Source organism: Hymenobacter glacieicola (genome assembly GCF_014640315.1).
In the GTDB taxonomy this organism is placed as follows: Bacteria; Bacteroidota; Bacteroidia; order Cytophagales; family Hymenobacteraceae; genus Hymenobacter; species Hymenobacter glacieicola.
On sequence record NZ_BMGS01000005.1, the window covers coordinates 42,162 to 65,390 of the forward strand.

A 23,229-nucleotide genomic window follows, 5' to 3' on the forward strand; every position below is an offset into this window, starting at 1 on the left:
AGCCAGGTTTTTTGTGACTCAATAGGGCGTTCAGTTTAACTCCGGTAAGCTGGTTTTCAGAGCCTGCAACTACGCCGAAAACCAGCGTGCTACGGGTAGTTTCTTGCTGAAATTGGCTTGTGCATCCTACCCCTGAAGGACGGACTTCGATCTGCTGGTATAAATAAGATATGTGCTTTTCTCCGGCCGTTGGCGAGCATAGGAATCACGCCATTCCTCACACAGAAAAGCCTACCCATTTACTGTGCTTAGTAGATAGGTAGGCTTAAGTGGTAGGCCGCGCGGGGTGCTTCAGGTATTACCGGGCCCGATTGATAATGAACACGCTAAGCAGAATGATAATCATGCCCAGCAGATGCCAGAGGTTGAAACTTTCCCCATCCAGCAGGCCCCAGCCCAGGGCTACTACTGGCACCAGGTAGGTGTTGGAAGCCGCAAATAAGGCCGTGGAGCTTTGGATGAGCTTATTGAACAGGACCATGGCTACGGCCGTGCTCATGGTTGCCAGCAAGGCAATGTAGCCAAAGGCCGTCCAGGCCCCGGGTACGGTAGCTAGCTTGTGCAGAAACTCGGTGCCCACTAGCAAAAAAGCCAGGGCCGGCCCCCCGATGAACAGCAGCAACAGCCCCGTCACGGCCACGGAAGGAATGCCGTGGAAGCGGTGCTTGATTACGTTCACGCTCACGCCGTAGCCCAGGGTTGCCAGCACAATATACAGGCCGTACCAGGCATTGCCCTCCCCGGTCGGGGTAGCGTCGCCGCCGCTGCCGCCCAGCAGCATGAGCACCACCGTGCCCACCAAGCCCAGCGCAATACCAGCTACCCGCAGGCCCGTGAGCTGCTGCCCGAAAAACAAGGCACCCACCACCAGGGTAAACACGGCCGTCAGGGCATTCAGCACGCCGGCCAGGCCCGAGGCCAGCTGGGTTTCGGCGTAGGCAAAGAGGAAGGCCGGAACCAGCGTGCCCACCACCCCGCTCAGCACCAGCCACTTGAAATGCCCCCGGTCTACCTTGCCGAGGTGCTTCAGGGCAAACGGCAGCAGCAGCAACGCCGCCACGCTCACTCGCGTGGCGCCCAGCTCCAAGGCCGAAAACACCACCAGCCCCTTCTTCATCAGAATAAAGGACGTGCCCCAAATGCTGGCCAGAATCAGCAGCAGCACCCAGGCCGACGTGGGCGTTCGGTGGGGTGGGGGCGGCGCAACTGCCGGCGAGGTAGGAGCCGTGGCAACAGCCGGAGTGGGGGCAGTAGGCATGGGGGAGAAGATTGATAAAATGTAGAACGTCATTCCGAGCGGAGTCGAGGAATCTCGCGTGCTGACGTTGCAATGGTAACAACGTCAGCACGCGAGATTCCTCGACTCCGCTCGGAATGACGTTTATAGAAAGTAGACAGTAAACTACCCCACCAAAACCGGCTCAGCGGCAATGATTTCATCCATGATGGCGTGGATTTCCAACGGGTCGTTGCTTTCCACCAGGCGGCTGCGCCACTGGCGGGCACCCTCCAGGCCCCGGAAGTACTGGGCGTAGTGGCGGCGCATTTCGAACACGCCGGCCCGCGGGCCTTTCCACTCCAGGCTTTTCTCGAAGTGCATGCGGCAGGCTTGCACCCGCTCCTCCACGGTAGGGGGCGCCAGCAGCTCCCCGGTGGCCACGAAGTGCTTTACTTCCCGGAAAATCCAGGGGTAGCCAATGGCCGCGCGACCAATCATCACGCCATCAACGCCGTAGCGGTTTTTGTACTCCACGGCCTTCTGGGGCGAGTCGATGTCGCCGTTGCCGAAGATGGGAATTTTAATGCGCGGGTTGTTTTTGATGGCGGCAATCAGCCGCCAGTCGGCTTCGCCCTTGTACATCTGCACGCGGGTGCGGCCGTGCACGGTAAGAGCTTCAATACCAATGTCCTGCAGGCGTTCGGCTACCTCTTCCACGTTCTTGGTAGTATCATCCCAGCCCAGGCGGGTTTTTACCGTCACGGGCAGGTGGGTAGCCTTTACTACGGCCGAGGTCATTTGCACCATCTTCGGAATGTCGCGCAGCAGGGCCGCGCCGGCCCCCCGGCAGGCCACTTGCTTTACGGGGCAGCCGTAGTTGATGTCGATGAGGTCGGGGCCGGCCTCGGTGCTGATACGGGCGCACTCGCCCATGGTGTCTACATCGGAGCCGAATAGCTGAATACCAATGGGCCGCTCGTAGTCGAACACGTCCAGCTTCTGCCGGCTTTTGGCCGCCGCCCGAATCAGGCCCTCCGAGGAAATAAACTCGGTGTACATCAAATCAGCCCCGCCTTGCTTGCACACGGCCCGGAACGGCGGGTCCGACACGTCCTCCATGGGCGCGAGCAGTAAGGGGAAATCAGGCAGGGCAATATTGCGGATGTGTACCACGGCAGTCTATTCTAGTATTTTGCGCAAATTTACGATTAGTTCAGGGTCTTCATATCCGGGGAGCGTCGGGGCTTAACTGACGCACCAGCGTAGAGCCGTTCCACCGCTTCCAAGACCCCCGACCCGAAGTCTCTAAGACCCTAACCACCCATGAAAGGTTTCGTCTCCAGCCGGTTGCACCCCTTCGCCAACCTGGCGCTGCTGCTGCTGCTTACCGTCGCCACGCTGTGTATTGCGGGCTTTTTCACCATGGTGTTCAACAAGCTGCTGTTCGGGGTAGGCATGCAGGAGCTGGGCAACGTTGCCCAAAACCCCCAGGGCCACCCCAACGGCTGGGGCGTGCTCATGCTTTCCCAGGGCGTTACGCTGCTGGTAATGCTGGGCGGCGCGGCCCTGGGGCTTGCGGCCGTTACCGGCTACCGCTGGAGTGAGTACTTCACGCCCCGCCGGCCGGTACGGGCCCAATGGCTTCTGCTGGCGGCCCTCCTGATTATCAGCAGCCTGCCCGCCATGGCTGTGCTCATCGAGTGGAATCAGGGAATTCACTTTCCTGGCTTTTTAAGCGGGTTTGAAGAGTGGGCCCAGGCCAAAGAGCTGGAACTCAAGAAAGCCACGGAATTTCTGGCGCGCCTGAACTCTACCGCCCGCCTGCTGGTAGCGCTGGTAGTGCTGGCCGTCATTCCGGCCTTTAGCGAGGAGCTGTTTTTTCGCGGGGTGTTGCAGCGCAATCTGGTGCAGTGGTTTAACTCCCGCCATGTAGGCATTTGGCTGGCCGCGGCCATTTTCAGCGCCATTCACCAGCAGTTTTTCGGCTTCGTACCGCGCTTTGTGCTGGGGCTGGTGTTGGGCTACCTCTACGAGTGGAGCGGTAACATTCTGGTGCCCATGGCCGCGCACTTCACCCAAAATGCCTTTCAGTTGCTCATATTATATGCCCAGCAGCGGCAATGGTCGGCGGCCAGCTTCGACCCCGACTCGACGGAAAGCATGCCCTGGTACCTGGTGGTGGCTTCCCTGCTTATTGGCGCGGGCCTGCTTTGGTACCTGCGCGAGCAGATGGAGGGCACCCGGCCCGAGGACGAGCCCACCCAGCTGCGCACCTTGGGTAGTACGGGTGTGGCGGTTCGCCAGGCCGGGGCGGCTTCTGCCGGGGCCCGCACCCTCAGCCACGATGGCGTGGATGCCACCCGCTCAGAGGGCTAAACGCCCCGTAGTGCCGTCACCTCCGACCCATTTCCTTCCCAATTCCCAACCCTTACTACTGCCCGTTGTCGACCTCTCCCACGCCCGCTTCCCCCACTACCACCGAGCCCCCAGCGGGTAAGCCTGCCATGTCGAATCTGACTCAGCGCATCATTTTTGGCGTAATCGGGGCCGTGCTGCTGCTGGGTAGCGTCTGGTACAGCGCCTGGACATTCGCGCTGTTTTTCGGGCTGGTGCAAATGCGGATGCTCTGGGAATTCTACCGCATGATGCGGGAGGTAGGCTACAAGCCGGCGGCTATGTTGGGAGGCGGGCTGAGCCTGGTGCTGTTTATGGGGGCGGCTTATTTGTGTGCTATGCCTCACTACCTCAACGAGCTACACATTGGGGGGGCATCTCTAGGTACTCTCAATCCTAGCAGCTTGACTACTGGCGACGAGGCAGTGAAAGACTTGGTGCTTCGGCTAGGTTTTTCTTTGGTGCTGCTGTTGCCCGTTATCCTAATTCTGCGGGAAATGGCGGCTTGGCCCCGCGCAAATCAGGAGTTTTCACCCTTTTCTAACGTGGGCGTGGCGCTATTGGGCTTGCTCTACGTGAGCTTGCCGATGAGCCTGCTCAACGTGCTGGCTTTCACCGAAGCCGGCTACGACTACCGCCGCATCTTTGCCTTGCTACTGCTGGTATGGTCTTCGGATATTGGGGCGTACGCGGCCGGCAAAACGTTTGGTAAGCATAAGCTGGCCCCGAAAATCTCGCCCGGCAAAACCTGGGAAGGGGCCGTAGGCGGCTTTCTGCTCACCCTGGCCATGGGCTGGGCTCTGGGCTACCTGCTGCCCGAACTCTCCCTGACTTACCGCCTGGTAGTGGCCGGCGTGGTAGCCGTGTTCGGCCCCTTGGGCGACCTGGCCGAATCCATGCTCAAGCGCAGCGTCGACATCAAAGATTCGGGCCGCATCATGCCCGGCCACGGCGGCCTGCTCGACCGGTTTGATGCCTTCCTCTTTATTCTGCCGGTACTGGCCCTACTGCGCCTGCTGCTGGGGTAGTGCTGGTTGCTCTGCCCCCGGAAAAGCCGAATGACCCAGCGCCGGGCGTTCGGCTTTTTCGTGGAAAATGCGGCCGCAACTTTTATAAATGCAAGCAGGTATTGGCGCAAGCAGTTGCAAACCTTCGTAGTGGACAGCCGGCTTCCCTGAGAAGTTGAGCAGCGGGCAGTTGGCTGCTGTTCTGCACCCTGCATCCGCTTCCTGCCGTATGGCATAAACCTACTACCTTTGACCACCCAATTTTCTCGTGCGCGACTTGTAGCTCCCACCGCTTGAGTCGCCTGCTTTTTTAATCTCACCCACCCCAACCCCAACCCCGTATGGCTGCCACCACGGTGTACAAAGAGCCGGCTCCCCGCGTCGATGCCGAAAATCCCCTGGAATCTATGATGTCACGTTTCAACGTGGCCACGGAAATCCTCGGGCTCGATGACGAAACCTACAACGTCCTGAAAGCACCCGACAAGCAAATCATCGTGCACATTCCCGTGACGATGGACAACGGCAAAGTGCGGGTATTCGAGGGCTACCGCGTGGTGCACAACACCATCCTGGGCCCTTCGAAAGGCGGAATCCGCTACGATAAGAACGTGCACCTCGACGAGGTGAAGGCCCTGGCCGCCTGGATGACCTGGAAGTGCGCCGTGGTGGATATCCCGTACGGCGGTGCCAAGGGCGGTATTATCTGCGACCCAACCACCATGAGCGCCGGCGAAATTGAGCGCCTCACCCGGGGCTACACCCTGGCCATGAAGGACGTATTCGGCCCCGACCGCGACATTCCGGCTCCCGACATGGGCACCGGTCCGCGCGAAATGGCTTGGCTGATGGACGAGTTCAGCAAAACGGTAGGCGCTACCTCCCCGGCCGTAGTAACGGGCAAGCCCCTGGTAATGGGTGGCTCCCTGGGCCGCACCGAGGCCACGGGCCGCGGCGTGATGGTATCGGCGCTGGCCGCCATGAAAAAGCTGGGCATGGACCCCAAGCAGACGTCGGCCGCCGTCCAGGGCTTTGGCAACGTGGGCTCTTGGGCGGCCAAGCTGCTCAGCGAGCAGGGCGTGAAAATTAAGTGCATTTCCGACGTAAGCGGCGCGTACTGGAATGAGAACGGCATCAACATCGACGAGGCCGTAGCGTACAAAAACGTGCACAAGGGCCGCCTCGATGGCTACACCGGTGCTACCCTCATGGACAACGCCGACGATTTGCTGACTTCCGAGGTAGACCTGCTGGTGCCGGCCGCTGTCGAAGACGTGATTACCGAGCACAACGCCCACGACATCAAGGCCAAGCTGATTGTGGAGGGCGCCAACGGCCCCACGGCCGCTTCCGCTGACCCCATTATCAATGAGAAAGGCATCATGGTAGTGCCCGACATCCTGGCCAACTCGGGTGGGGTAACGGTATCTTACTTTGAGTGGGTGCAGAACCGCCAGGGCTTTAAGTGGAGCGAGGACATGGTGACCGAACGCGCCGACCGCATCATGAACGAGGCTTTCGAGAAGGTGTACGCTACCTCCCAGAAGTACAACATCCCGATGCGCATTGCCGCCTACGTGGTAGCCATTGATAAAGTAGCCCAGACCTACAAATTCCGCGGTGGTTTCTAATAGCAGAGGGTAGTAGTAGGGAAAGAGGAGGCGGGAAAAACCGCTCTGGTCTCTTCATCACGCACTACTACCTCCTGTCTCCTAACTCCTCCTTATATTTGCTTCCGGATAGCCCGGGCCTCACGGCTCGGGCTATCTTTGTAAGCCGAGGAACGGTTGTTTTCCCACTCAGGGCAACTTTCGTTGCTGCCTTTCCCGTTAGCTTGTATTGACGCCTTCGGCAGGAAGTTCTGCCAAGCTGGCGCTAATCAGTGATATATGAAGATCCACAAAGAAGGACGACGTATTCTGTTCTTTACGTTGCTGGCCTTGCTGGCCGCCAACCTGCTGCTGTTCCGCTATAATGCCGAAAACGACGGCTTCAACAAAGTTTTCGCGGGCATCTCCGTTATCGTCTTCCTGACCCTGCTTCAGTTCTTCCGGAGCCCGGCCCGGCGCTTGTTCACCCACGAGGACCTGGTTATTGCTCCCGCCGACGGTAAGGTGGTCGTCATCGAAAACGTGCACGAGCCCGAATACTTCGACGATGAGCGCAAGCAGATCAGCATCTTCATGTCGCCGATTAACGTGCACATTACCCGCAACCCTATTTCGGGCATTGTGCGCTACTTCAAGTATCATCCCGGCAACTACTTGGTGGCCTGGCACCCGAAAAGCAGCACCAAAAACGAGCGGACTACGGTGGTAGTAGAGTCGGAAGCCGGCCCGTTTGTACTGTTTCGGCAAATTGCCGGGGCCATGGCCCGCCGCATTGTGTGGTACGTGAATGAAGGCGACGAAGTAAGCCAGGGCGAGGAGTTCGGCTTCATCAAGTTCGGCTCCCGCGTGGATATTTTCGTACCCATTGATACGGAAGTGAAGGTGCAGATTGGCGAAAAGGTAAAAGGTGGCCAAACCATCATTGCCCAGCTCAAAACCGACGCTCCTTCCTTGTTCTAGCCTCGAAGTCAGATACTAATAAAAAAGCCGAGGCCCCGCTACCTGGTAGTGGGGCCTCAGCTTTTTGTAATAACGGGGCCAGCTATTGCAAAACGCCCTGCTGCTGGCTTTCCATCTGACTTTTTACGGTACTTGGCAGCTGATAATGCAGCAGGGTGGTGCCATCGGGCCAGGTTTGGGTGCGCTGCAGGGTGAGGGCGCGCGGCCGGGGCTGCTCCCGCCACAGCGGAATGCCCGAGCCCAGCAGCTGGGGCACAATGAACAGCATCAGCTCATCAATCAGGCCGGCGGCCAGCAGCGGAGAAGCCAGCGTGCTACCCCCAATCAGCCAGATGGTATTACCGGGCTGTTGCTTCAGCTGGGTTACGAACCGGGTGGGGTCTTCCGTTATGAAGTGCACCGAGGCGTGGGCCGGTTCCGCGGGTGGCCGGTGGGTGAACACGTAATTGGTCAGGGTCGGGTAGGGCCACTCCCCGAAGGAGAGCACCTGCTCATAGGTGGCCCGACCTAACAGCGTGGCGTCGGCCGTGGCCAGGAAGTTGGCGTACCCGTAATCCTCGCCCGGGGGCGGAGTGGGCAGCCATTCTACGGACCCGTCGGGGGAGGCAATGTAGCCGTCGAGGCTGGTGGCAATGTATAATACTACTTTACGCATGGGTGGGGGTGGAGTGGGGTTGTGCGGAGTAAGTTAAGCCACTGAGCGCGGTAGATCAGCACCAGCCAACGGATTATCCTATTTTTCGCGGCCCCCACTCCGCTAAAACCACTCCGCTACCACCGTCATCAGCTGCTCTAAGGCTTGCTGGTCATCTTGATCAAAATCGTTTAGCTGGTCGCTGTCTACATCCAGCACGGCCACTACTTGGCCATTTTTAAGCACCGGCACTACAATTTCTGACTTTGAGTCGGAGCTGCAAGCAATGTGGCCGGGAAACTGCTCTACGTCGGGCACGAGCAGGGTAACGGCCTGGGCCCAGCTGGCCCCGCACACGCCCTTCCCGTGCCGGATGCGGGTGCAGGCAATGGGGCCCTGGAAAGGCCCCAGCACCAGCTCCTGGCCTTGCACCAAGTAAAAGCCTACCCAGAAAAAGCCAAACGCTTGCCGCAGCGCCGCCGCCGTATTGGCCAGGTTGGCTACCCGATCTGGCTCGCCGGTAGTAAGAGCTACAATCTGGGGGAGAAGCTGGCGGTATTGTTCCGCCTTGCTGACGGTAGTATCGAGGTGAAGTTCTTCAGCCATGAGTTGCTGGGAGTTGATGAGTTGGGGAAATGCTGAAGTACGCTAATCAACGAGTAGGCCAGCGTACTTCACTACCAAAGGTACTGGTAGCAACCTTGCGCCGTGGGGCCGGGCCCACTTCACTTCTTCAAAAATTCACGCCTTGCCTACTTCACATAGATAATTACCTCGTCGGGGCCCAGCACTAGCTGTTCGCGCAGGCCCGTTAGCCCAATGCGCGGGGCCGCAACCCCTCCGCCCAGTTGCCGGTGGCTGCGGATTACCCGCGCTTCGTCCCATAAGCCATCCTTGAGCAGGGAGTTGAGCACCGTTGGCCCACCCTCCACCAGCACTGACTGCACCCCTTGCTGGTATAAGTGGTGCAGAATCTGCGGAAACAAGTCTTCCGCCTCCGACAGCGTCACGTAGGTCAGGTTCGGCTGGGAAGCCCGCTCCCGGTACGTAAACACGACGGTGGGCTGGCTGCCATCGAAGAGGTGATGAGTCGGCGGCAAGCTCAGGTTCTTGTCGATGACCAGCCGGATGGGGTCGGGACCGGGCCACTCGCGCGCGTTCAGCCGCGGGTTGTCGTGCAAGGCCGTGCGGGTGCCCACCAGAATGGCGTGCTCCTCGGTCCGCCACTGGTGCACGGCCACCCGGGCCAGCTCTGCGCTGATGGCCACGGGCTGAAAGTAGGGCCCGGCCAGGTAGCCATCCGCCGTTTCGGCCCACTTCAGCACTACGTAGGGCCGCTGCTGCTCCTGAAAGGTAAAGAAGCGCCGGTTCAGGGCCCGCCCTTCCGCTTCCAGCACACCCGTTTCTACCTGGATACCAGCATCCCGCAGCTTCTGTATGCCCCGGCCCGCTACCAACGGGTTGGGGTCGAGGTTGCAGATGACGACTTCGGCTACTTTCTTTTCGATGAGCAGGTCGGCGCAGGGTGGGGTTTTACCGAAATGGGAGCAAGGCTCCAGCGTGACGTACACCCGGCTGCGGGGCAGCAGCGCGGGGTCCGTGACGGCGGCCACGGCGTTTACTTCGGCATGGGGGCCGCCGTACTGCCGGTGCCAGCCTTCCCCGATAATGCGCCCCTCGTGCGTGATAACGCAGCCTACCAGCGGGTTAGGCCGCGCGTAGCCGGTGCCGAGGCGGGCCAGGTCTAGGGCACGACGCATGAAAAGCTCATCGAAGGAGGTAGGGGTAGGCATGGGCGGGAGGGGTAGGCCAGAGGTCAGGCGGTGAAGATACGGGCCCGCGCGCAACCAGGGCTAGCCCGCCGCGCCGGTCGTGAATCCGGCGTACTTTTGTGATATGCTTCCGCCCACGCTTCGCCAGCTTACAACCCGCCTCGCGGCTGATCTTGCTACTATCTACCCGGCCCCGGAGGCCGAAGCCATAGCCGGGCAGGTGCTGGAGCACTTGCTGGGTTTCTCGCCCCTGCAGCGCCGCATGCAAGCCGCCCAGCCCGTGCCCGCTGACACGCTGGCCGCCTTGGAGCCCCTACAAGCCCGCTTGCTGCGCCACGAACCCCTGCAATACGTGCTGGGCGTGGCGTATTTTGCCGGACTAGAGCTGGAAGTAACGCCTGCTACCCTTATTCCACGGCCCGAAACAGAGGAATTAGTGGCATTGATTGTGCAGGAGCAGCGCCACCGCGCAGGCCTGCACGTGCTGGACGTGGGCACGGGCTCAGGCTGCATTCCACTGGCCTTGGCCCAGCAGCTCCCCACCCCCCACCTAACGGCCGTAGACGTTTCAGGGGAAGCCCTGGCCGTGGCCCGGCGCAATGCCGCTACCTGCGGGGTGGCCATCGACTTTCAGCAGGTTGATATTCTGTGGGAGCAGCCGGTGCTGGGGGCTCCGCTGGACGTGCTGGTCAGCAACCCGCCCTACGTGCTAGAACAGGAACGACCCCTGATGCGGCCCAACGTACTGAACTACGAGCCCGCCACGGCCCTGTTCGTGCCCAACCACGATCCGCTGCTGTTCTACCGGCGCATTGCGGAACTAGGCCAGGAAATGCTGGCCGCCGGCGGCGCTTTGTATTTCGAGATTAACGAGCAGTTTGCCGCCGAAACCATGGCTATGTTGCAAGCTCTAGGCTACCAGCAGGTCGAGCCCCGCCTTGATTTGTTTGGCAAAGCTCGACTAGTACGGGCTACCTGGGCGGGGTAAGGTGGCATCCGGCGAGGTAGCCTACCAATTCAAAGAGCCGATATTCAGGCGGAAGTGTGGCAATAAATTCTTATCACACTTCCAAAACACCTACCTTTGTCGGCTGAAATTCTGCTCACCAACTTCTTCGGCATGCCCGACACTTCTGGTTACTATGCGCACCCTACTGCCGTCCTCGACGAGGGCTGCCGTATTGGCGCCGGGTGCCGGATCTGGCATTTCTGTCACGTGAGTGCCGGCGCAGAGCTGGGGCCGGAGTGCTCCCTGGGCCAGAATGTATTTGTGGCCGATGGCGTGACGCTGGGCCGCAACGTGAAAGTCCAGAACAATGTGAGCCTGTACGCCGGCGTAGAGTGCGCCGACGATGTGTTCATTGGTCCTTCCGTGGTGTTCACCAACGTGCGCAACCCGCGCGCCGCGGTGCCCCGCCGGGGCCCGGGCCACTACCAGCCCACCCGCTTGGCCCAGGGCGTCAGTATTGGGGCCAACAGCACGATTGTGTGCGGGGTAACCGTGGGTGAATATGCCTTCATAGGTGCGGGCTCCGTGGTAACCCGCGACGTGCCAGCCTACGCCTTGGTGTATGGCAATCCGGCTCGTCTGCGCGGCTGGATGAGCGCCCAGGGTCACCGTCTAGCCTTCGATGAGGCTGGCCGCGCTGCCTGCCCCGAAGGCCAGGAGCGCTACCAGCTAACCGACGGCCGTGTTTCCCGTATCAGCCCCGGCTAGCCGGCGGTAAGTTTCAGTTTTTCGGCTTTTGCGAGCCCCGATCCTAAGTCTTCAAGTTCCTAAGTTCCGCTATCGTGTACGAGCAACTTCTCCAGAAAAAGGCCAAGCTGGCCGTCATTGGCCTTGGTTACGTAGGCCTGCCCATTGCCCTCGAATTCGCCCGCAAAATCCAGGTCATTGGCTTTGATATAAACGCCAAGCGGGTCGAGATGATGCGCAACAACATTGACCCGAGCGGGGAGTTGGAGGCCAAGGATTTCGAGGGCTGCGACATTGAGTTTACCGATTCCCTGGACGTGCTGCGCGAGGCTACGTTCTACATCGTGGCCGTGCCCACGCCCATTGATGAGCACGCCCAGCCCGATTTGAAGCCGTTGCTCGGCGCCTCCTCGTCGGTAGGTAAAGTGCTGAAGAAAGGCGATTACGTGGTGTTTGAAAGCACCGTGTACCCCGGCTGCACCGAGGAAGACTGCATTCCGGTGATGGAGCAGCTCTCGGGCCTGAAGTTTCCCCAGGATTTCAAGGTAGGCTACTCGCCCGAGCGCATCAACCCCGGCGACAAGGAGCACACCCTGTCCAGCATTGTGAAGGTGGTAGCCGGCTGCGACGCCGAATCATTGGAGGAAATTGCCAAAACCTACGAGCTGGTCGTGCAGGCTGGGGTGCATCGCGCCAGCAGCATTAAAGTAGCCGAAGCCGCCAAAATCATCGAAAACACCCAGCGCGACGTGAACATTGCGCTGATGAACGAGCTGTCGATGATTTTTGACCGCATGAGCATCAACACCTACGAGGTGCTGGAGGCCGCGGGCACAAAGTGGAACTTCCTGAAGTTTTCGCCCGGCCTGGTGGGCGGCCACTGCATCGGCGTGGACCCGTACTACCTGACGTACAAGGCCAAAGAGCTGGGCTACGACGCAAAAGTGATTCTGTCGGGCCGCACGACCAACGACAACATGGGCGCCTACATCGCGCGCAAAACGGTGCAGACCATGATTAAGCAGGGCAAGGACGTGTCCAAAAGCCGGGTGCTGGTGATGGGTGCTACCTTCAAGGAAAACGTGGAAGATATCCGCAACTCCAAGGTGGCCGATGTTATCCAGGAGTTGAAAAATTTCTCGGTGAATGTGGACATCGTAGATCCGCACGCCGATTCCGACGAGCTGCAGCACGAATACGGCTTCCGCCTGACGCCCGAAAACGAGGTGCGCCAGGACTACGACGGTATTATTGTGGCGGTAAGCCACCAGCCCTACACCCAGCTCGACGAGGCTTACTTCAAGAGCATTACCAACCAGCCCGCCGTGGTGATTGACATTAAGGGCTTGTTCCGCGGTAAAATTCAGGATTTGGCTTACTGGAGCCTGTAACTACAAGTGAACTTGTGCAGTGGTGAGGTTGACGTTTGGCTATCAGCGCAACAACTCGCCACTTCACTACTTCCCCACTTCACATTTTGACAGATGGAAAGAACCAAAATCCTTGTAACGGGTGGAGCTGGCTACATCGGTTCGCACGCAGTAGTTGAGTTGTACGAAGCTGGTTTCCAGCCTGTAGTTGTTGATAACTTCAGTAATTCTCAGCAGTCGGCCCTGGCTGGTGTAGAGGAGATTCTGGGCGTGAAGATTCCTTTTCACGGCATCGACTGCAACGACATCGAGGCCATGCGGGCCGTGTTTGCGGAAGAAGGTAGCTTGAAGGGCGTCATTCACTTCGCCGCCTACAAAGCCGTGGGTGAGTCGATGGAAAAGCCCCTGGAGTACTACCAGAACAACGTGGGCTCCTTGCTGACACTGCTACAGGTAATGCGCGAGTTCGGAGTAGCCTCCTTGGTTTTCTCCTCTTCCTGCACCGTGTACGGCATCCCCGACGCCCTGCCCGTAACCGAGCAGACGCCAACCAAAAAGGCCAACTCGCCCTACGGGGCTACCAAGCAGATGTGCGAGGACATTCTGCGGGACGTGGCGGCTGCTCCTGCGGGTGGGCTGCGCACCATTCTGCTGCGCTACTTCAACCCCATTGGAGCCCATGCCTCGGCCAAAATTGGGGAGCTACCCCTCGGCGTGCCGCAGAACCTGATTCCCTACGTCACCCAAACGGCGGCCGGCATCCGGGAAAAGCTCACCATTCACGGCAACACCTACGACACGCCCGATGGCACCAACATTCGCGACTACGTGCACGTGGTGGACCTGGCCAAGGCACACGTGGTGGCGGTGCAGCGCCTGCTCAAAGGCATCGGCGAAACCGTCGAGACCTTTAACGTGGGTACTGGTCGCGGCAACTCGGTGCTGGAAGTAGTGCAGGCCTTCGAGCGTGCTACCGGTCAGAAGCTGAACTATACCATCGGGCCGCCCCGCCCCGGCGACGTGCCGGCCATTTACGCCGACGTAACTAAATCGGTGCAGGAGCTCGGTTTCCAGACCAGTTCCACTCTGGAAGAAGCCCTGGCCAGCGCCTGGAAGTGGCAGCAGAGTTTGTAATGGGTTGATTACTGATGAGCTAATGTGCTGATATCGTTCAAGAAACGATTCGGTACGGTCACATAGCTCATCGACATAATCAGCCCATCGGCCCATCAATCAATCAACGCATTATGAAGATTATCATCACCGGCGGAGCCGGCTTCATTGGGTCGCACGTGGTGCGCCTGTTCGTGACAAAGTATCCGGAGTATCAGATTCTGAACCTGGATGCCCTGACCTACGCCGGCAACCTGGAAAACCTGCGCGACATTGAATCGGCACCTAACTACCGGTTGGTGAAGGGGGATATTACGGATCAGGCCTTTGTGGACCAGCTATTTGCTACCGAGGAGCCCGACGCCGTGATTCACCTGGCAGCTGAGTCGCACGTGGACCGCAGCATTACCGATCCGCTGGCGTTCGTAAAAACCAACGTGCTGGGTACGGTGCATTTGCTTAACGCCGCTAAAAACCTGTGGAAGCCCCTGGGCTACGAAGGCAAAGTCTTCTATCACGTCAGCACCGACGAAGTGTACGGCTCTCTGGACTTCGGCCCCGACATGTTCACCGAGGACACCCCGTACGACCCCCGCTCGCCGTATTCGGCCTCGAAAGCGTCGTCGGACCACTTTGTGCGGGCTTGGCATCACACCTACCACATGCCCGTAAAGCTGAGCAACTGCTCTAACAACTACGGCCCCAACCACTTCCCCGAGAAGCTGATTCCGCTGGCCATCCACCGCATCCAGCACGGCCAGCCCGTGCCCGTGTACGGCAAAGGCGAAAACGTGCGCGACTGGCTGTTTGTGAAAGACCACGCTACTGCCATTGACGCAGTTTTCCACAAAGGCAAAGTCGGGGAAACCTACAACATTGGGGGCGTAAACGAGTGGGCTAACCTGGAGCTGATTCACTTGCTCTGCGACACGCTGGACGAAAAAACCGGCAAGGAAAAAGGCACCTCGCGTAAGCTCATCACCTTCGTAACGGACCGAGCTGGCCACGACCTGCGCTACGCCATTGACTCCAGCAAGATCATGAACGAGCTGGGCTGGAAGCCTTCTGTCACCTTTGAGCAGGGCCTTTCCCAGACCGTAGATTGGTACCTGGAAAATCAGGCGTGGCTCAATAACGTGACCAGCGGCGCCTACCAGACGTACTACCAGCAGCAGTACGCGGCTCGCTAATGTGCTGATTGGTGATGAGTTGATGTGCCGATGATTGGTACGTCAGCACTATCATCGGCACATCAACTCATCATTAATCTGCACACCAACAACGTGTATAATACTCCTTTTCACGACCAGCCACTGGACAACCTGGCCTTCCTGGTAACTGGCGGGGCCGGCTTTATCGGCTCAAACCTGGTAGAATATCTGCTGAAGTACGGCGCTAAAGAAGTGCGCGTGCTGGACAATTTCTCCAATGGTTTCCGCAAGAACGTGGCCCTGTTCGAAGGCAACCCGGCCCTGCGCGTGATTGAGGGCGACATTCGGGACCGGCAGACCTGCATTGATGCCTGCCAGGGCATTGATGTGGTGCTGCACCAGGCAGCTCTGGGTTCCGTGCCCCGCTCCATCAACGACCCGATTACGAGCAACGATGTGAACGTAGGCGGCTTCGTGAACATGCTGGTGGGGGCCAAAGAGGCGGGGGTGAAGCGCTTCGTGTACGCGGCCTCGTCTTCTACCTACGGCGACCATAAAGCCCTACCCAAATTGGAGGACCGGATTGGCAAGCCCCTCTCACCCTATGCCGTAACTAAATATGCTAACGAACTCTACGCCGACGTGTTCGGTAAGACCTACGGCATGGAAATCATTGGCCTGCGCTACTTCAACATCTTTGGCCCCCGCCAAGATCCTAATGGTGCGTACGCAGCCGTAATTCCGCTCTTTATTGATGCCGTGCTGGAAGGCCGTCCGCCCCGTATAAACGGCGACGGAGGACAGACCCGCGACTTCACTTTCGTAGAGAACTGTGTGCAAGCCAACATCAAGGCGGCGCTAGTGCAAAACCCCGAGGCCGTAAATCAGGTGTACAACGTGGCCGTGGCCGATCGTACCTCCCTCAACGACCTGTTCAACATCCTGAAAGAGGAAGCCGGCTCCGACATCACGCCCGAGTACGGGCCAGACCGCGCCGGTGACATCCGGGACTCCCTGGCCGACATCAGCAAGGCGAACAACCTGCTCAACTACCAGCCTCAGATTCGCATTCGGGAAGGCCTGCAAAAAACCTTGGAGTGGTTTAAAACCCACCAGGAATTTATTGCTGAGCGAAACTAACTACTTGTTACACAGCGCAGTCAGTGCCCCCAGACCTACATCCTTACCCATGAAAGGTATTATCCTCGCCGGCGGCTCCGGCACCCGGTTGCACCCGCTTACCCTGGCCGTAAGCAAGCAGCTTATGCCCGTCTACGACAAGCCGATGATTTATTATCCCTTGTCGATTCTGATGATGGCTGGCATCAAGGATATTCTCATCATCACGACGCCCCACGACCAGGACCAGTTCCGCAAGCTGCTCGGCGACGGCCAAAACCTGGGCTGCAATTTCCAGTACGTGGTGCAGGAAGTGCCCAACGGGCTGGCCCAGGCCTTTGTGCTGGGCGCTGACTTTATTGGTGACGACAAGGTAGCCTTGGTACTCGGCGACAACATCTTCCACGGCGAAGGCATGGAAGAGCTGCTGAAAGCCAACAACAGCCCCGACGGCGGCGTGGTATATGCCTACCACGTGCACGACCCGGAGCGCTACGGAGTAGTAGAGTTCGACCAGAACAACAAGGCCCTCAGCATCGAGGAAAAGCCCAAGCAGCCGAAGAGCAACTACGCGGTGCCCGGCCTTTACTTCTACGATAACGAGGTAGTGGAAATTGCCCGCAACCTGAAGCCCAGCTCCCGCGGCGAGTACGAAATTACCGACGTGAACCAGGAGTACCTGCGCCGCGGCAAGCTGAAAGTGGGCATCCTGGGCCGGGGTACCGCCTGGCTGGACACCGGCACCTTCGAGAGCCTGATGCAGGCCGGCGAGTTTGTGCGGGTAATTGAGCAGCGCCAGGGCCTCAAGGTGGGTTCCATTGAGGAAGTAGCCTACCGCCAGGGCTTTATCGACGCCGATCAACTGCGCAAAATAGCCGAGCCCCTGCGCAAAAGCGGCTACGGCGACTACCTAATGCACCTGCCGGAGCAACTGGTAGTGAAAGGCTAGCCCAACCACTGACTCTTCATGCACTGGCCCGGTCCTCAGCTTAGAGGGCTGGGCCAGTGTATTTGCTGCCGGCTGACAGTTACTGTTGGCTTTCAGAATCTGACTTAGAACACGAAACCGGCCGCTAGTGCTACCAACACAATCAGGTAGGAGGGCACCCGGTCCCAGAGTAGCACCAGAAAGGTAGCGGCAATCAGAATCAGGTTGATGGGAGTGTCGGGCAAGGGGTGATAGAGTAGGAAGGTGGCAGCGCACACTAGCCCGGCCGATACGGCATTGATGCCTTCCAATGAGGCCTTGATAACCCGGTAGCGTTTAAGTTGGTCCCAGAAGCGGATCAGGAAGAAGATAAGCAGCGTGCCGGGCATAAAGATGCCTACGGCCCCAACCAGTGCCCCCAACAGCTGCCCATCCAGGCCGCTACCGTCGCGGCGCATGGCCAGGGCCCCAATGTAGGCGGCGAAGGAAAAATTGGGCCCTGGCAGCGCCTGTACCATACCCAGCCCTGAAAGAAACTCCTCGGGCGAGAGGTAGTGCTTGAATTCCACAAACTCGGTGTAAAACAGCGGCGCCAGTACCTGCCCACCCCCAAACACGAGGCTGCCATTGCGGTAAAAGTTCTCGAACAGCCGCACGGGTAGCAGCTGGGTGTACTGGCCCAGCACGGCCGCACCCACAAACACGCCCAACCACAGCACAAAGTTCGACCACTCAATGCGCAAAGGCACTTTAGGTTCCTGGGGTAGCTTTTGGTAGCGGAAGGTCGTGACCAGCCCACCGAGCAGCAGTAGCAGGGGCATCAGCCACGGTACCTGAAACTGGTACACCAGCATGGCGGCTACTACCATGAGGGCCACGGAGGTTTTCGTGTGGATAACCTTCTCGGCAATCTTGTAGGCGGAGTAGGCTACAAAGCCAATGGCCACCGGCTGTACATATTGCACTAGCCGGGCTACCTGCGCCTTATCCAAATAACTGATGGTCAGGCCCGCGCTGGTCATGATGCACACCGCCGGCAGCATCCAAACCAGCAAGGTGAGGTAAGCAAGGTTGGGGCCGCCCAAGCGAAAGCCAATGGCAGTAATGGTTTGGGTGGAAGTGGGGCCGGGCAGAATCTGGCAAAGGGCCGTGAGTTCCAGCAGCTCCGCGGCCGTCAGGTAGCGGCGCTTATCCACCAGCAGGCGCAGCATCATGGCCAAGTGTGCCTGCGGCCCGCCAAAGGCCGATAGCCCTAGGGCCGCCACGTCCTTAAGGAAAATAATGTTGCGCACCCGCTTCACTTGCTTAGGACGGCGAGACGGTGGGGCCAGCTGAATATCTTCTTGCGGAATCAAGGGCGAAGGCAAAGGCGGGTGGCTACCTAACAAGGAAGTGGAAAGCCGCCGGAAAAACAACCGGCCCCGGCTACATAAAGCAGTCGGGGCCGGAAAGTTAGCCGTGTTTTTTCTCAGGAAGATAGGAGCTGGAGTTATTAACTGGTGAACTTTCCAGCTTCCTCGCTTCTGCTTGAAGTAACAACCGTAATTACTTTTTCTTCAGGCCCAGCTCGATGAGGCGCTCATTCAGGAACTCGCCGGCGGTAATGTCGGCTTCCTTCTTGGGGTTGTCGGGGGTTACGCAGCTGTCGAGGGCCGCCAAGCTCATCTCGGAACGCGGGTGCATGAAGAAAGGAATGCTGTAGCGCGAGGAGTTCATTTTCTCGCGGGGTGGGTTTACCACGCGGTGAATGGTGCTCTTGAGCACGCCGTTGGTCAGGCGCTGCAGCATGTCGCCCACGTTTACCACAATCTGGTCGGGAAGGGCCGTAATCGGAATCCATTTTCCGTCGCGGCGCAGCACCTGCAGGCCATCGGCCGAGGCACCCATCAGCAAGGTAATCAGGTTGATGTCGCCGTGCTCGGCGGCGCGTACGGCGTCGGCCGGTACCTCATCGGGGTTTTCGATGGGGTAGTAATGGATGGGGCGCAGGATGCTATTACCGTTGCGTACCTTGTCGTCGAAGTAGTTTTCCGGCAGTTGCAGGTACAGGGCAATGGCGCGCAACACGTCCTTGCCCGCTGACTCTAGGGTTTTGTAGGTGGTCAGGGACGTATCGGCGAAGCTACCTACTTCGGAAGGCCAGATGTTGTCGGGGTACTCGGACTTGATGGGGTCATTTGCATCGTCCACTTCCTGACCTACGTGGTAGAATTCCTTTAGGTCGCCGGTGTTACGGCCCTTGGCGTGCTCCTTGCCCTTGCTCACGTAGCCGCGCTGGCCGGCCAACTCCGGCTTCTCGTACTGGCGCTTTACGTCGTCGGGCAGCGAGAAAAAGGACTTTACATCGGAGTAGAGCTTCTCGGTCTGCTCGTTGGTAAGGCCGTGGTTTTTGAGGGCTACGAAGCCGATATTTTGGTAGGCTTCGCCGAGTTGTTGTACGAAGCGGGCTTTGCGCTCCGGGTCACCGGAGCGGAAATCAGCCAAATCGAGGGAGGGAATAACCTCCAGCAGCTTTTCTTCCATTGTGAAGAGAAAATGGTACTTGTGGGGGGACGGTACGTAGGGCGCAAGATACTTAAAAAACGCCCGAAGTGCCCAGTTCGGCCGCGGCCCTAAAGCACATCGGGGTGCAACTGTTACCTTTAGAACCGAGTCTGGTAGCGTTGGGTTTCGGTAACCTGACTTCCCGAGAAGCTTTCCTCATGAATCGGCCGCTTGGAAAATTACAGTAGCCGGGCCGGGAAAAGGGCGCGGACAGTTTTAGCTTTTTAACTTTGAGTTAATGAATCTGCACGCCAATAGGTGGTACTTTTAGGACTGCTTTCACCCGGCCCCGAAACTTCCGGCCGGTTCAGGACGTCTTGAAAACTCTGGAAGTGCATGTAACAGGAGGTGTCTCCCGAAAGCTTTTGTTTTGGCCTTGATTGTATGAACGTTACGAAGTTACTGTTGTCGCTGGGGTTGGTAGTCGGGATGAATACATGGGCGAAGGCGCAACACGCCGTGTGGGCAGCAAAAATTGTAGCCGTTTCGTCGCAGAAAACGGAAGGCAAGGAGCCGTTCTCGCCGGAAAAAGTACTGGGCGAGCCGAACGCTACCCCGTTAGGCCAAGCCAGTAACGAGGCCTGGATTCCGAAAAAGGAAAGCAACAACGAATTTATTGAAGTGCGCTTTGGCAAGTCATTGGTAGCCAAGCAGGTGACGGTAGTAGAAAACTTCAATCCGGGCTCAGTTTCTAAAATTGAGCTGGTAGACACCCGCGGGGCCAAGCACCAGGTGTATACCAACGACAGCCCCGGACCCGTGCCCGAGCAGTTCCGCTCCTTGCAGGTCACTTTTTCGCCGGGTACGTACCGCACCATTGGGGTAGTGGTAACCATGAACACTAAAGCCGTCAACGGCGTCAACCAGATTGATGCCATCGGCATTGCCGACGTGGCGGAGTCGATGGTGAAAAAGGAGTTCAAGAACGAGCAGCCTGGCGTGACTTTCGACTCGGCCATGGTAAACCTGGGACCCAACGTCAACTCCAAGTACGTTGATACCCACCCGGTTATCTCGCCCGATGGCCGCACCCTGTTCTTTGCCCGCCAGGAAAGCCCCCAGAATGTGGGCGGCGCCAAAGACGTGCAGGACGTGTGGTACAGCAACCTGAGCAACCCCCAGAAGAAAACCTGGAACCAAGCCAAGAACATCGGCAGCCCCATCAACACCACCGGCCCCAACGGGCTGGCCTCGGTATCGTCGGATGGTAATACGGCCGTGCTGATCAATGTGTACAACCCCGACGGCTCCCTGGACCCCAAGGGCCTGAGCCTTGCCCGGCGCACCAAAACTGGCTGGAGCCAGCCCATCAAGATTGAAATCGAGGATTTCTACAACAACGACGAGGAAAACGTGGATTACTACCTCGCTACCTCGGGTAAGGTGCTGCTCATGGCCGTGGACCGCCGCGACGGGCAGGGCGAGCAGGACATCTTCGTGAGCTTTATGAAGGCCGACGGCAAAACCTGGAGCAAGCCCAAAAACCTCGGGGCCAACATCAACACCAAAAAGCCCGAGTTTGCCCCCTTCCTGGCCGCCGACGGCAAAACGCTCTACTTTGCCTCGGAAGGCCACGGCGGCTACGGCAAGAGTGACGTATTCTACGCCAAGCGCCTCGACGACAGCTGGACCAACTGGACCAAGCCCCGCAACCTGGGCGCCAGCGTAAACTCTCCCGATTTTGACGCCTACTATACCGTGTCGGCGGCGGGTGAGGATGCCTACCTCGTGTCGGCGCGCAATGGTATTGGCGGCTCCAAGGACATCTTCCGCATCAGCCTGACGCCTACCTTCCGCCCGGAGGTCGTAACCCTGGTGCGCGGCAAAGTGCTCGACGCGGCTTCCAAGAAGCCGGTGGCCGCTACCATTCGCTACGAAAACCTGCTGACCGGCGAGGAAATCGGGGTGGCCGAAACCAGTCCCATCGACGGCTCCTACACCATTGTACTGCCCTCGGGTGCCCACTACGGCTACCGGGCTGAGGCCAAGGACTACCTGGCCGAATCGGACAACCTGGACGTGACGGACCGGCAGAAGTACTCGGAGGTAAACCAGGATTTGTTTCTGGTGCCTTTTGCCGTGGGCCAGAGCATTAAGCTGAACAACATCTTTTTCGCCCAGAGCAAATACTATCTGCGCGAAAACTCCTACCCCGAGCTGCTACGCCTGGTGCGCATCCTGAAAGACTACCCGCAGGTAGAAATCAAGCTGGAAGGCCACACCGACAACCAGGGCGACCCGCAGCTGAACGTAAAGCTCAGCCAGGACCGCGTAAACGAGGTAAAGAAGTACCTAGTTAGTAAAGGCATCAGCGGCAACCGCATCACCACGGAAGGCTTCGGCGGCGGCAAGCCCATTGCCAGCAACGACCAGGAGGAAACCCGCAAGCTCAACCGCCGCGTAGAGTTCCGCATTACAAAGAAGTAGTGTGAGAAATGTGGTGAATGTGAGGATGGGGGTAAGGTGGGCAATGGAGCAGCTTACGCCTGCCTATAATTGCTAAAAACAGCAGGGCCGGTTTCAAGCTGAAACCGGCCCTGCTGTTTTACTTCATTTTCACATTCACCACATTTCTCACATTCCTCAAGAAAGCCGTCCTTCGTCGCGGCCGGGCTTGGTGCTGCTGCTCTGGCCGCCGGGGTTAGCAATGGAGTCGCGCATGTCGGTGTCGGACTGCATGTTGCGCATGCGGTAGTAGTCCATCACGCCCAGGTTGCCAGAGCGGAAGGCTTCGGCAATGGCTTTGGGAATCTCGGCTTCGGCTTCCACTACCCTCGACTTGGCTTCCTGCGTTTTAGCGCGGTTTTCCTGTTCCATGGCCACGGCCATAGCGCGGCGCTCCTCGGCGCGGGCTTCGGCCACGCGCAGGTCGGCGGAAGCTTGGTCGGTTTGCAGTTTGGCCCCGATGTTTTCCCCAATGTCCACGTCGGCAATATCAATGGAGAGGATTTCGAAGGCCGTGCCGGCATCCAGGCCCTTGCTGAGCACCAGCTTGGAAATTTTGTCGGGGTTTTCGAGCACTTCCTTGTGAGAGCGGGACGAGCCGATGCTGGTCACGATGCCCTCACCCACCCGGGCCAGAATGGTTTCCTCCCCGGCCCCGCCCACGAGCTGGGCAATGTTGGCGCGCACCGTAATGCGGGCTTTAGCAATCAGCTGAATACCATCCTGAGCCACGGCGGCCACGTTGGGCGTGTTAATTACCTTGGGGTTTACGGAGGTAGTCACGGCCTCGAATACGTCGCGCCCCGCAAGGTCAATGGCCGTAGCCTGCTTGAAGCTGAGCGGGATGTTGGCCTTGTCGGCGGAAATCAGGGCTTTAATGACACTGGGAATGTTGCCCCCGGCCAGGTAGTGGGTTTCCAGGTCGTTGGCCGTTAGCTCCAGGCCCGCTTTGGTAGAAGTAATCAGGGAGTTGACGATGAGAGAGGGCGGCACCTTGCGCACCCGCATAAACGCCAGCTGAAACAGGCTCACCCGCACCCCCGAAAACAGCGCCGTAATCCAGAGGCTGATGGGGAAGAAGTACAGAAACACCAGCAGCACAATGCCGCCGACAATAATCGGGAAGAAGGGGAAGTCCATGCGGCTGGCTGGTGTTAAAATCAATGTGAATTAGAGTGTTAACTAACAACTTAAAAGTGAGATTTAGGTGAATCATCTTCCGTACTGTATAAGTGGGCCCTTAATCACATATTTTAGTCGAAAAATA

At 58.6% G+C, this 23,229-nt stretch carries 20 protein-coding genes; 12 read left to right on the top strand and 8 right to left on the bottom strand.

All coding sequences use genetic code 11. The features are described from left to right. Positions 1 to 298 precede the first annotated feature (298 nt). Positions 299 to 1,258, bottom strand: coding sequence for a DMT family transporter (locus IEW18_RS10210; protein WP_188557752.1), 960 nt, complete (start codon positions 1,256 to 1,258; stop codon positions 299 to 301). A 144-nt stretch (positions 1,259 to 1,402) separates the two neighbouring features. Continuing rightward, entirely contained in the window at positions 1,403 to 2,392 is a 990-nt protein-coding gene (gene dusB, locus IEW18_RS10215) for a tRNA dihydrouridine synthase DusB (RefSeq protein ID WP_188557753.1), read from the bottom strand. Positions 2,393 to 2,542: 150 nt separating this feature from the next. Here dusB and IEW18_RS10220 point away from each other — a divergent pair, with 150 nt between their 5' ends. From IEW18_RS10220 to IEW18_RS10235, 4 genes are all read left to right on the top strand, one after another. After that, complete coding sequence (locus IEW18_RS10220) at positions 2,543 to 3,595, top strand: CPBP family intramembrane glutamic endopeptidase (RefSeq protein WP_188557754.1); 1,053 nt, start codon at positions 2,543 to 2,545, stop codon at positions 3,593 to 3,595. A gap of 65 nt (positions 3,596 to 3,660) precedes the next feature. Further along, positions 3,661 to 4,641, top strand: a complete 981-nt coding sequence (locus IEW18_RS10225; RefSeq protein WP_188557755.1) for a phosphatidate cytidylyltransferase — start codon at positions 3,661 to 3,663, stop codon at positions 4,639 to 4,641. 320 nt (positions 4,642 to 4,961) lie between these two features. Next, positions 4,962 to 6,251 (top strand): Glu/Leu/Phe/Val family dehydrogenase, encoded by a 1,290-nt coding sequence (locus tag IEW18_RS10230; RefSeq protein ID WP_188557756.1) that lies wholly within the window; start codon positions 4,962 to 4,964, stop codon positions 6,249 to 6,251. A 258-nt stretch (positions 6,252 to 6,509) separates the two neighbouring features. Further along, positions 6,510 to 7,190: a phosphatidylserine decarboxylase family protein gene (locus tag IEW18_RS10235; protein WP_188557757.1), complete on the top strand. Its 681-nt coding sequence runs from the start codon at positions 6,510 to 6,512 to the stop codon at positions 7,188 to 7,190. 82 nt (positions 7,191 to 7,272) lie between these two features. Here IEW18_RS10235 and IEW18_RS10240 read toward each other — a convergent pair whose 3' ends face one another. From IEW18_RS10240 to ribD, 3 genes are all read right to left on the bottom strand, one after another. Then, complete coding sequence (locus IEW18_RS10240; protein WP_188557758.1) at positions 7,273 to 7,845, bottom strand: dihydrofolate reductase family protein; 573 nt, start codon at positions 7,843 to 7,845, stop codon at positions 7,273 to 7,275. Between the two features lie 102 nt (positions 7,846 to 7,947). After that, the gene (gene msrC / locus IEW18_RS10245; RefSeq protein WP_188557759.1) at positions 7,948 to 8,430 is read right to left on the bottom strand and encodes a free L-methionine (R)-S-oxide reductase MsrC; all 483 of its coding nucleotides are present in this window, start codon (positions 8,428 to 8,430) and stop codon (positions 7,948 to 7,950) included. Positions 8,431 to 8,576: 146 nt separating this feature from the next. Then, positions 8,577 to 9,617, bottom strand: a complete 1,041-nt coding sequence (ribD, locus tag IEW18_RS10250) for a bifunctional diaminohydroxyphosphoribosylaminopyrimidine deaminase/5-amino-6-(5-phosphoribosylamino)uracil reductase RibD (protein WP_188557760.1) — start codon at positions 9,615 to 9,617, stop codon at positions 8,577 to 8,579. A gap of 103 nt (positions 9,618 to 9,720) precedes the next feature. Here ribD and prmC point away from each other — a divergent pair, with 103 nt between their 5' ends. From prmC to rfbA, 7 genes are all read left to right on the top strand, one after another. Then, complete coding sequence (gene prmC, locus IEW18_RS10255; protein ID WP_188557761.1) at positions 9,721 to 10,584, top strand: peptide chain release factor N(5)-glutamine methyltransferase; 864 nt, start codon at positions 9,721 to 9,723, stop codon at positions 10,582 to 10,584. Positions 10,585 to 10,680: 96 nt separating this feature from the next. Continuing rightward, positions 10,681 to 11,313 carry an acyltransferase gene (locus IEW18_RS10260; protein WP_308428049.1) on the top strand — a complete coding sequence of 211 codons (633 nt, stop codon included), beginning with the start codon at positions 10,681 to 10,683 and terminating at the stop codon, positions 11,311 to 11,313. A 74-nt stretch (positions 11,314 to 11,387) separates the two neighbouring features. Further along, the gene (locus IEW18_RS10265; protein WP_188557762.1) at positions 11,388 to 12,683 is read left to right on the top strand and encodes a nucleotide sugar dehydrogenase; all 1,296 of its coding nucleotides are present in this window, start codon (positions 11,388 to 11,390) and stop codon (positions 12,681 to 12,683) included. Between the two features lie 93 nt (positions 12,684 to 12,776). Next, a complete protein-coding gene (galE, locus tag IEW18_RS10270) occupies positions 12,777 to 13,796 on the top strand; it encodes a UDP-glucose 4-epimerase GalE (RefSeq protein ID WP_188557763.1) in 1,020 nt (339 codons plus the stop codon). A 113-nt stretch (positions 13,797 to 13,909) separates the two neighbouring features. Continuing rightward, complete coding sequence (rfbB, locus tag IEW18_RS10275) at positions 13,910 to 14,965, top strand: dTDP-glucose 4,6-dehydratase (protein ID WP_188557764.1); 1,056 nt, start codon at positions 13,910 to 13,912, stop codon at positions 14,963 to 14,965. A 93-nt stretch (positions 14,966 to 15,058) separates the two neighbouring features. Then, a complete protein-coding gene (locus IEW18_RS10280) occupies positions 15,059 to 16,066 on the top strand; it encodes an SDR family oxidoreductase (RefSeq protein ID WP_188558091.1) in 1,008 nt (335 codons plus the stop codon). Positions 16,067 to 16,115: 49 nt separating this feature from the next. Then, entirely contained in the window at positions 16,116 to 16,994 is an 879-nt protein-coding gene (gene rfbA, locus IEW18_RS10285) for a glucose-1-phosphate thymidylyltransferase RfbA (RefSeq protein ID WP_188557765.1), read from the top strand. A 104-nt stretch (positions 16,995 to 17,098) separates the two neighbouring features. On the opposite strand, the gene chrA is transcribed toward rfbA, so the two are convergent. Next, positions 17,099 to 18,325: a chromate efflux transporter gene (gene chrA, locus IEW18_RS10290; protein WP_229728715.1), complete on the bottom strand. Its 1,227-nt coding sequence runs from the start codon at positions 18,323 to 18,325 to the stop codon at positions 17,099 to 17,101. A gap of 193 nt (positions 18,326 to 18,518) precedes the next feature. Then, positions 18,519 to 19,496, bottom strand: coding sequence for an isopenicillin N synthase family dioxygenase (locus tag IEW18_RS10295; RefSeq protein WP_188557766.1), 978 nt, complete (start codon positions 19,494 to 19,496; stop codon positions 18,519 to 18,521). Between the two features lie 405 nt (positions 19,497 to 19,901). Here IEW18_RS10295 and IEW18_RS10300 point away from each other — a divergent pair, with 405 nt between their 5' ends. Then, entirely contained in the window at positions 19,902 to 21,944 is a 2,043-nt protein-coding gene (locus IEW18_RS10300; RefSeq protein WP_188557767.1) for an OmpA family protein, read from the top strand. Between the two features lie 156 nt (positions 21,945 to 22,100). Here the strand turns inward: IEW18_RS10300 and floA are convergent, their stop codons facing one another. Next, a complete protein-coding gene (floA, locus tag IEW18_RS10305) occupies positions 22,101 to 23,102 on the bottom strand; it encodes a flotillin-like protein FloA (RefSeq protein ID WP_188557768.1) in 1,002 nt (333 codons plus the stop codon). Positions 23,103 to 23,229 lie beyond the last annotated feature (127 nt).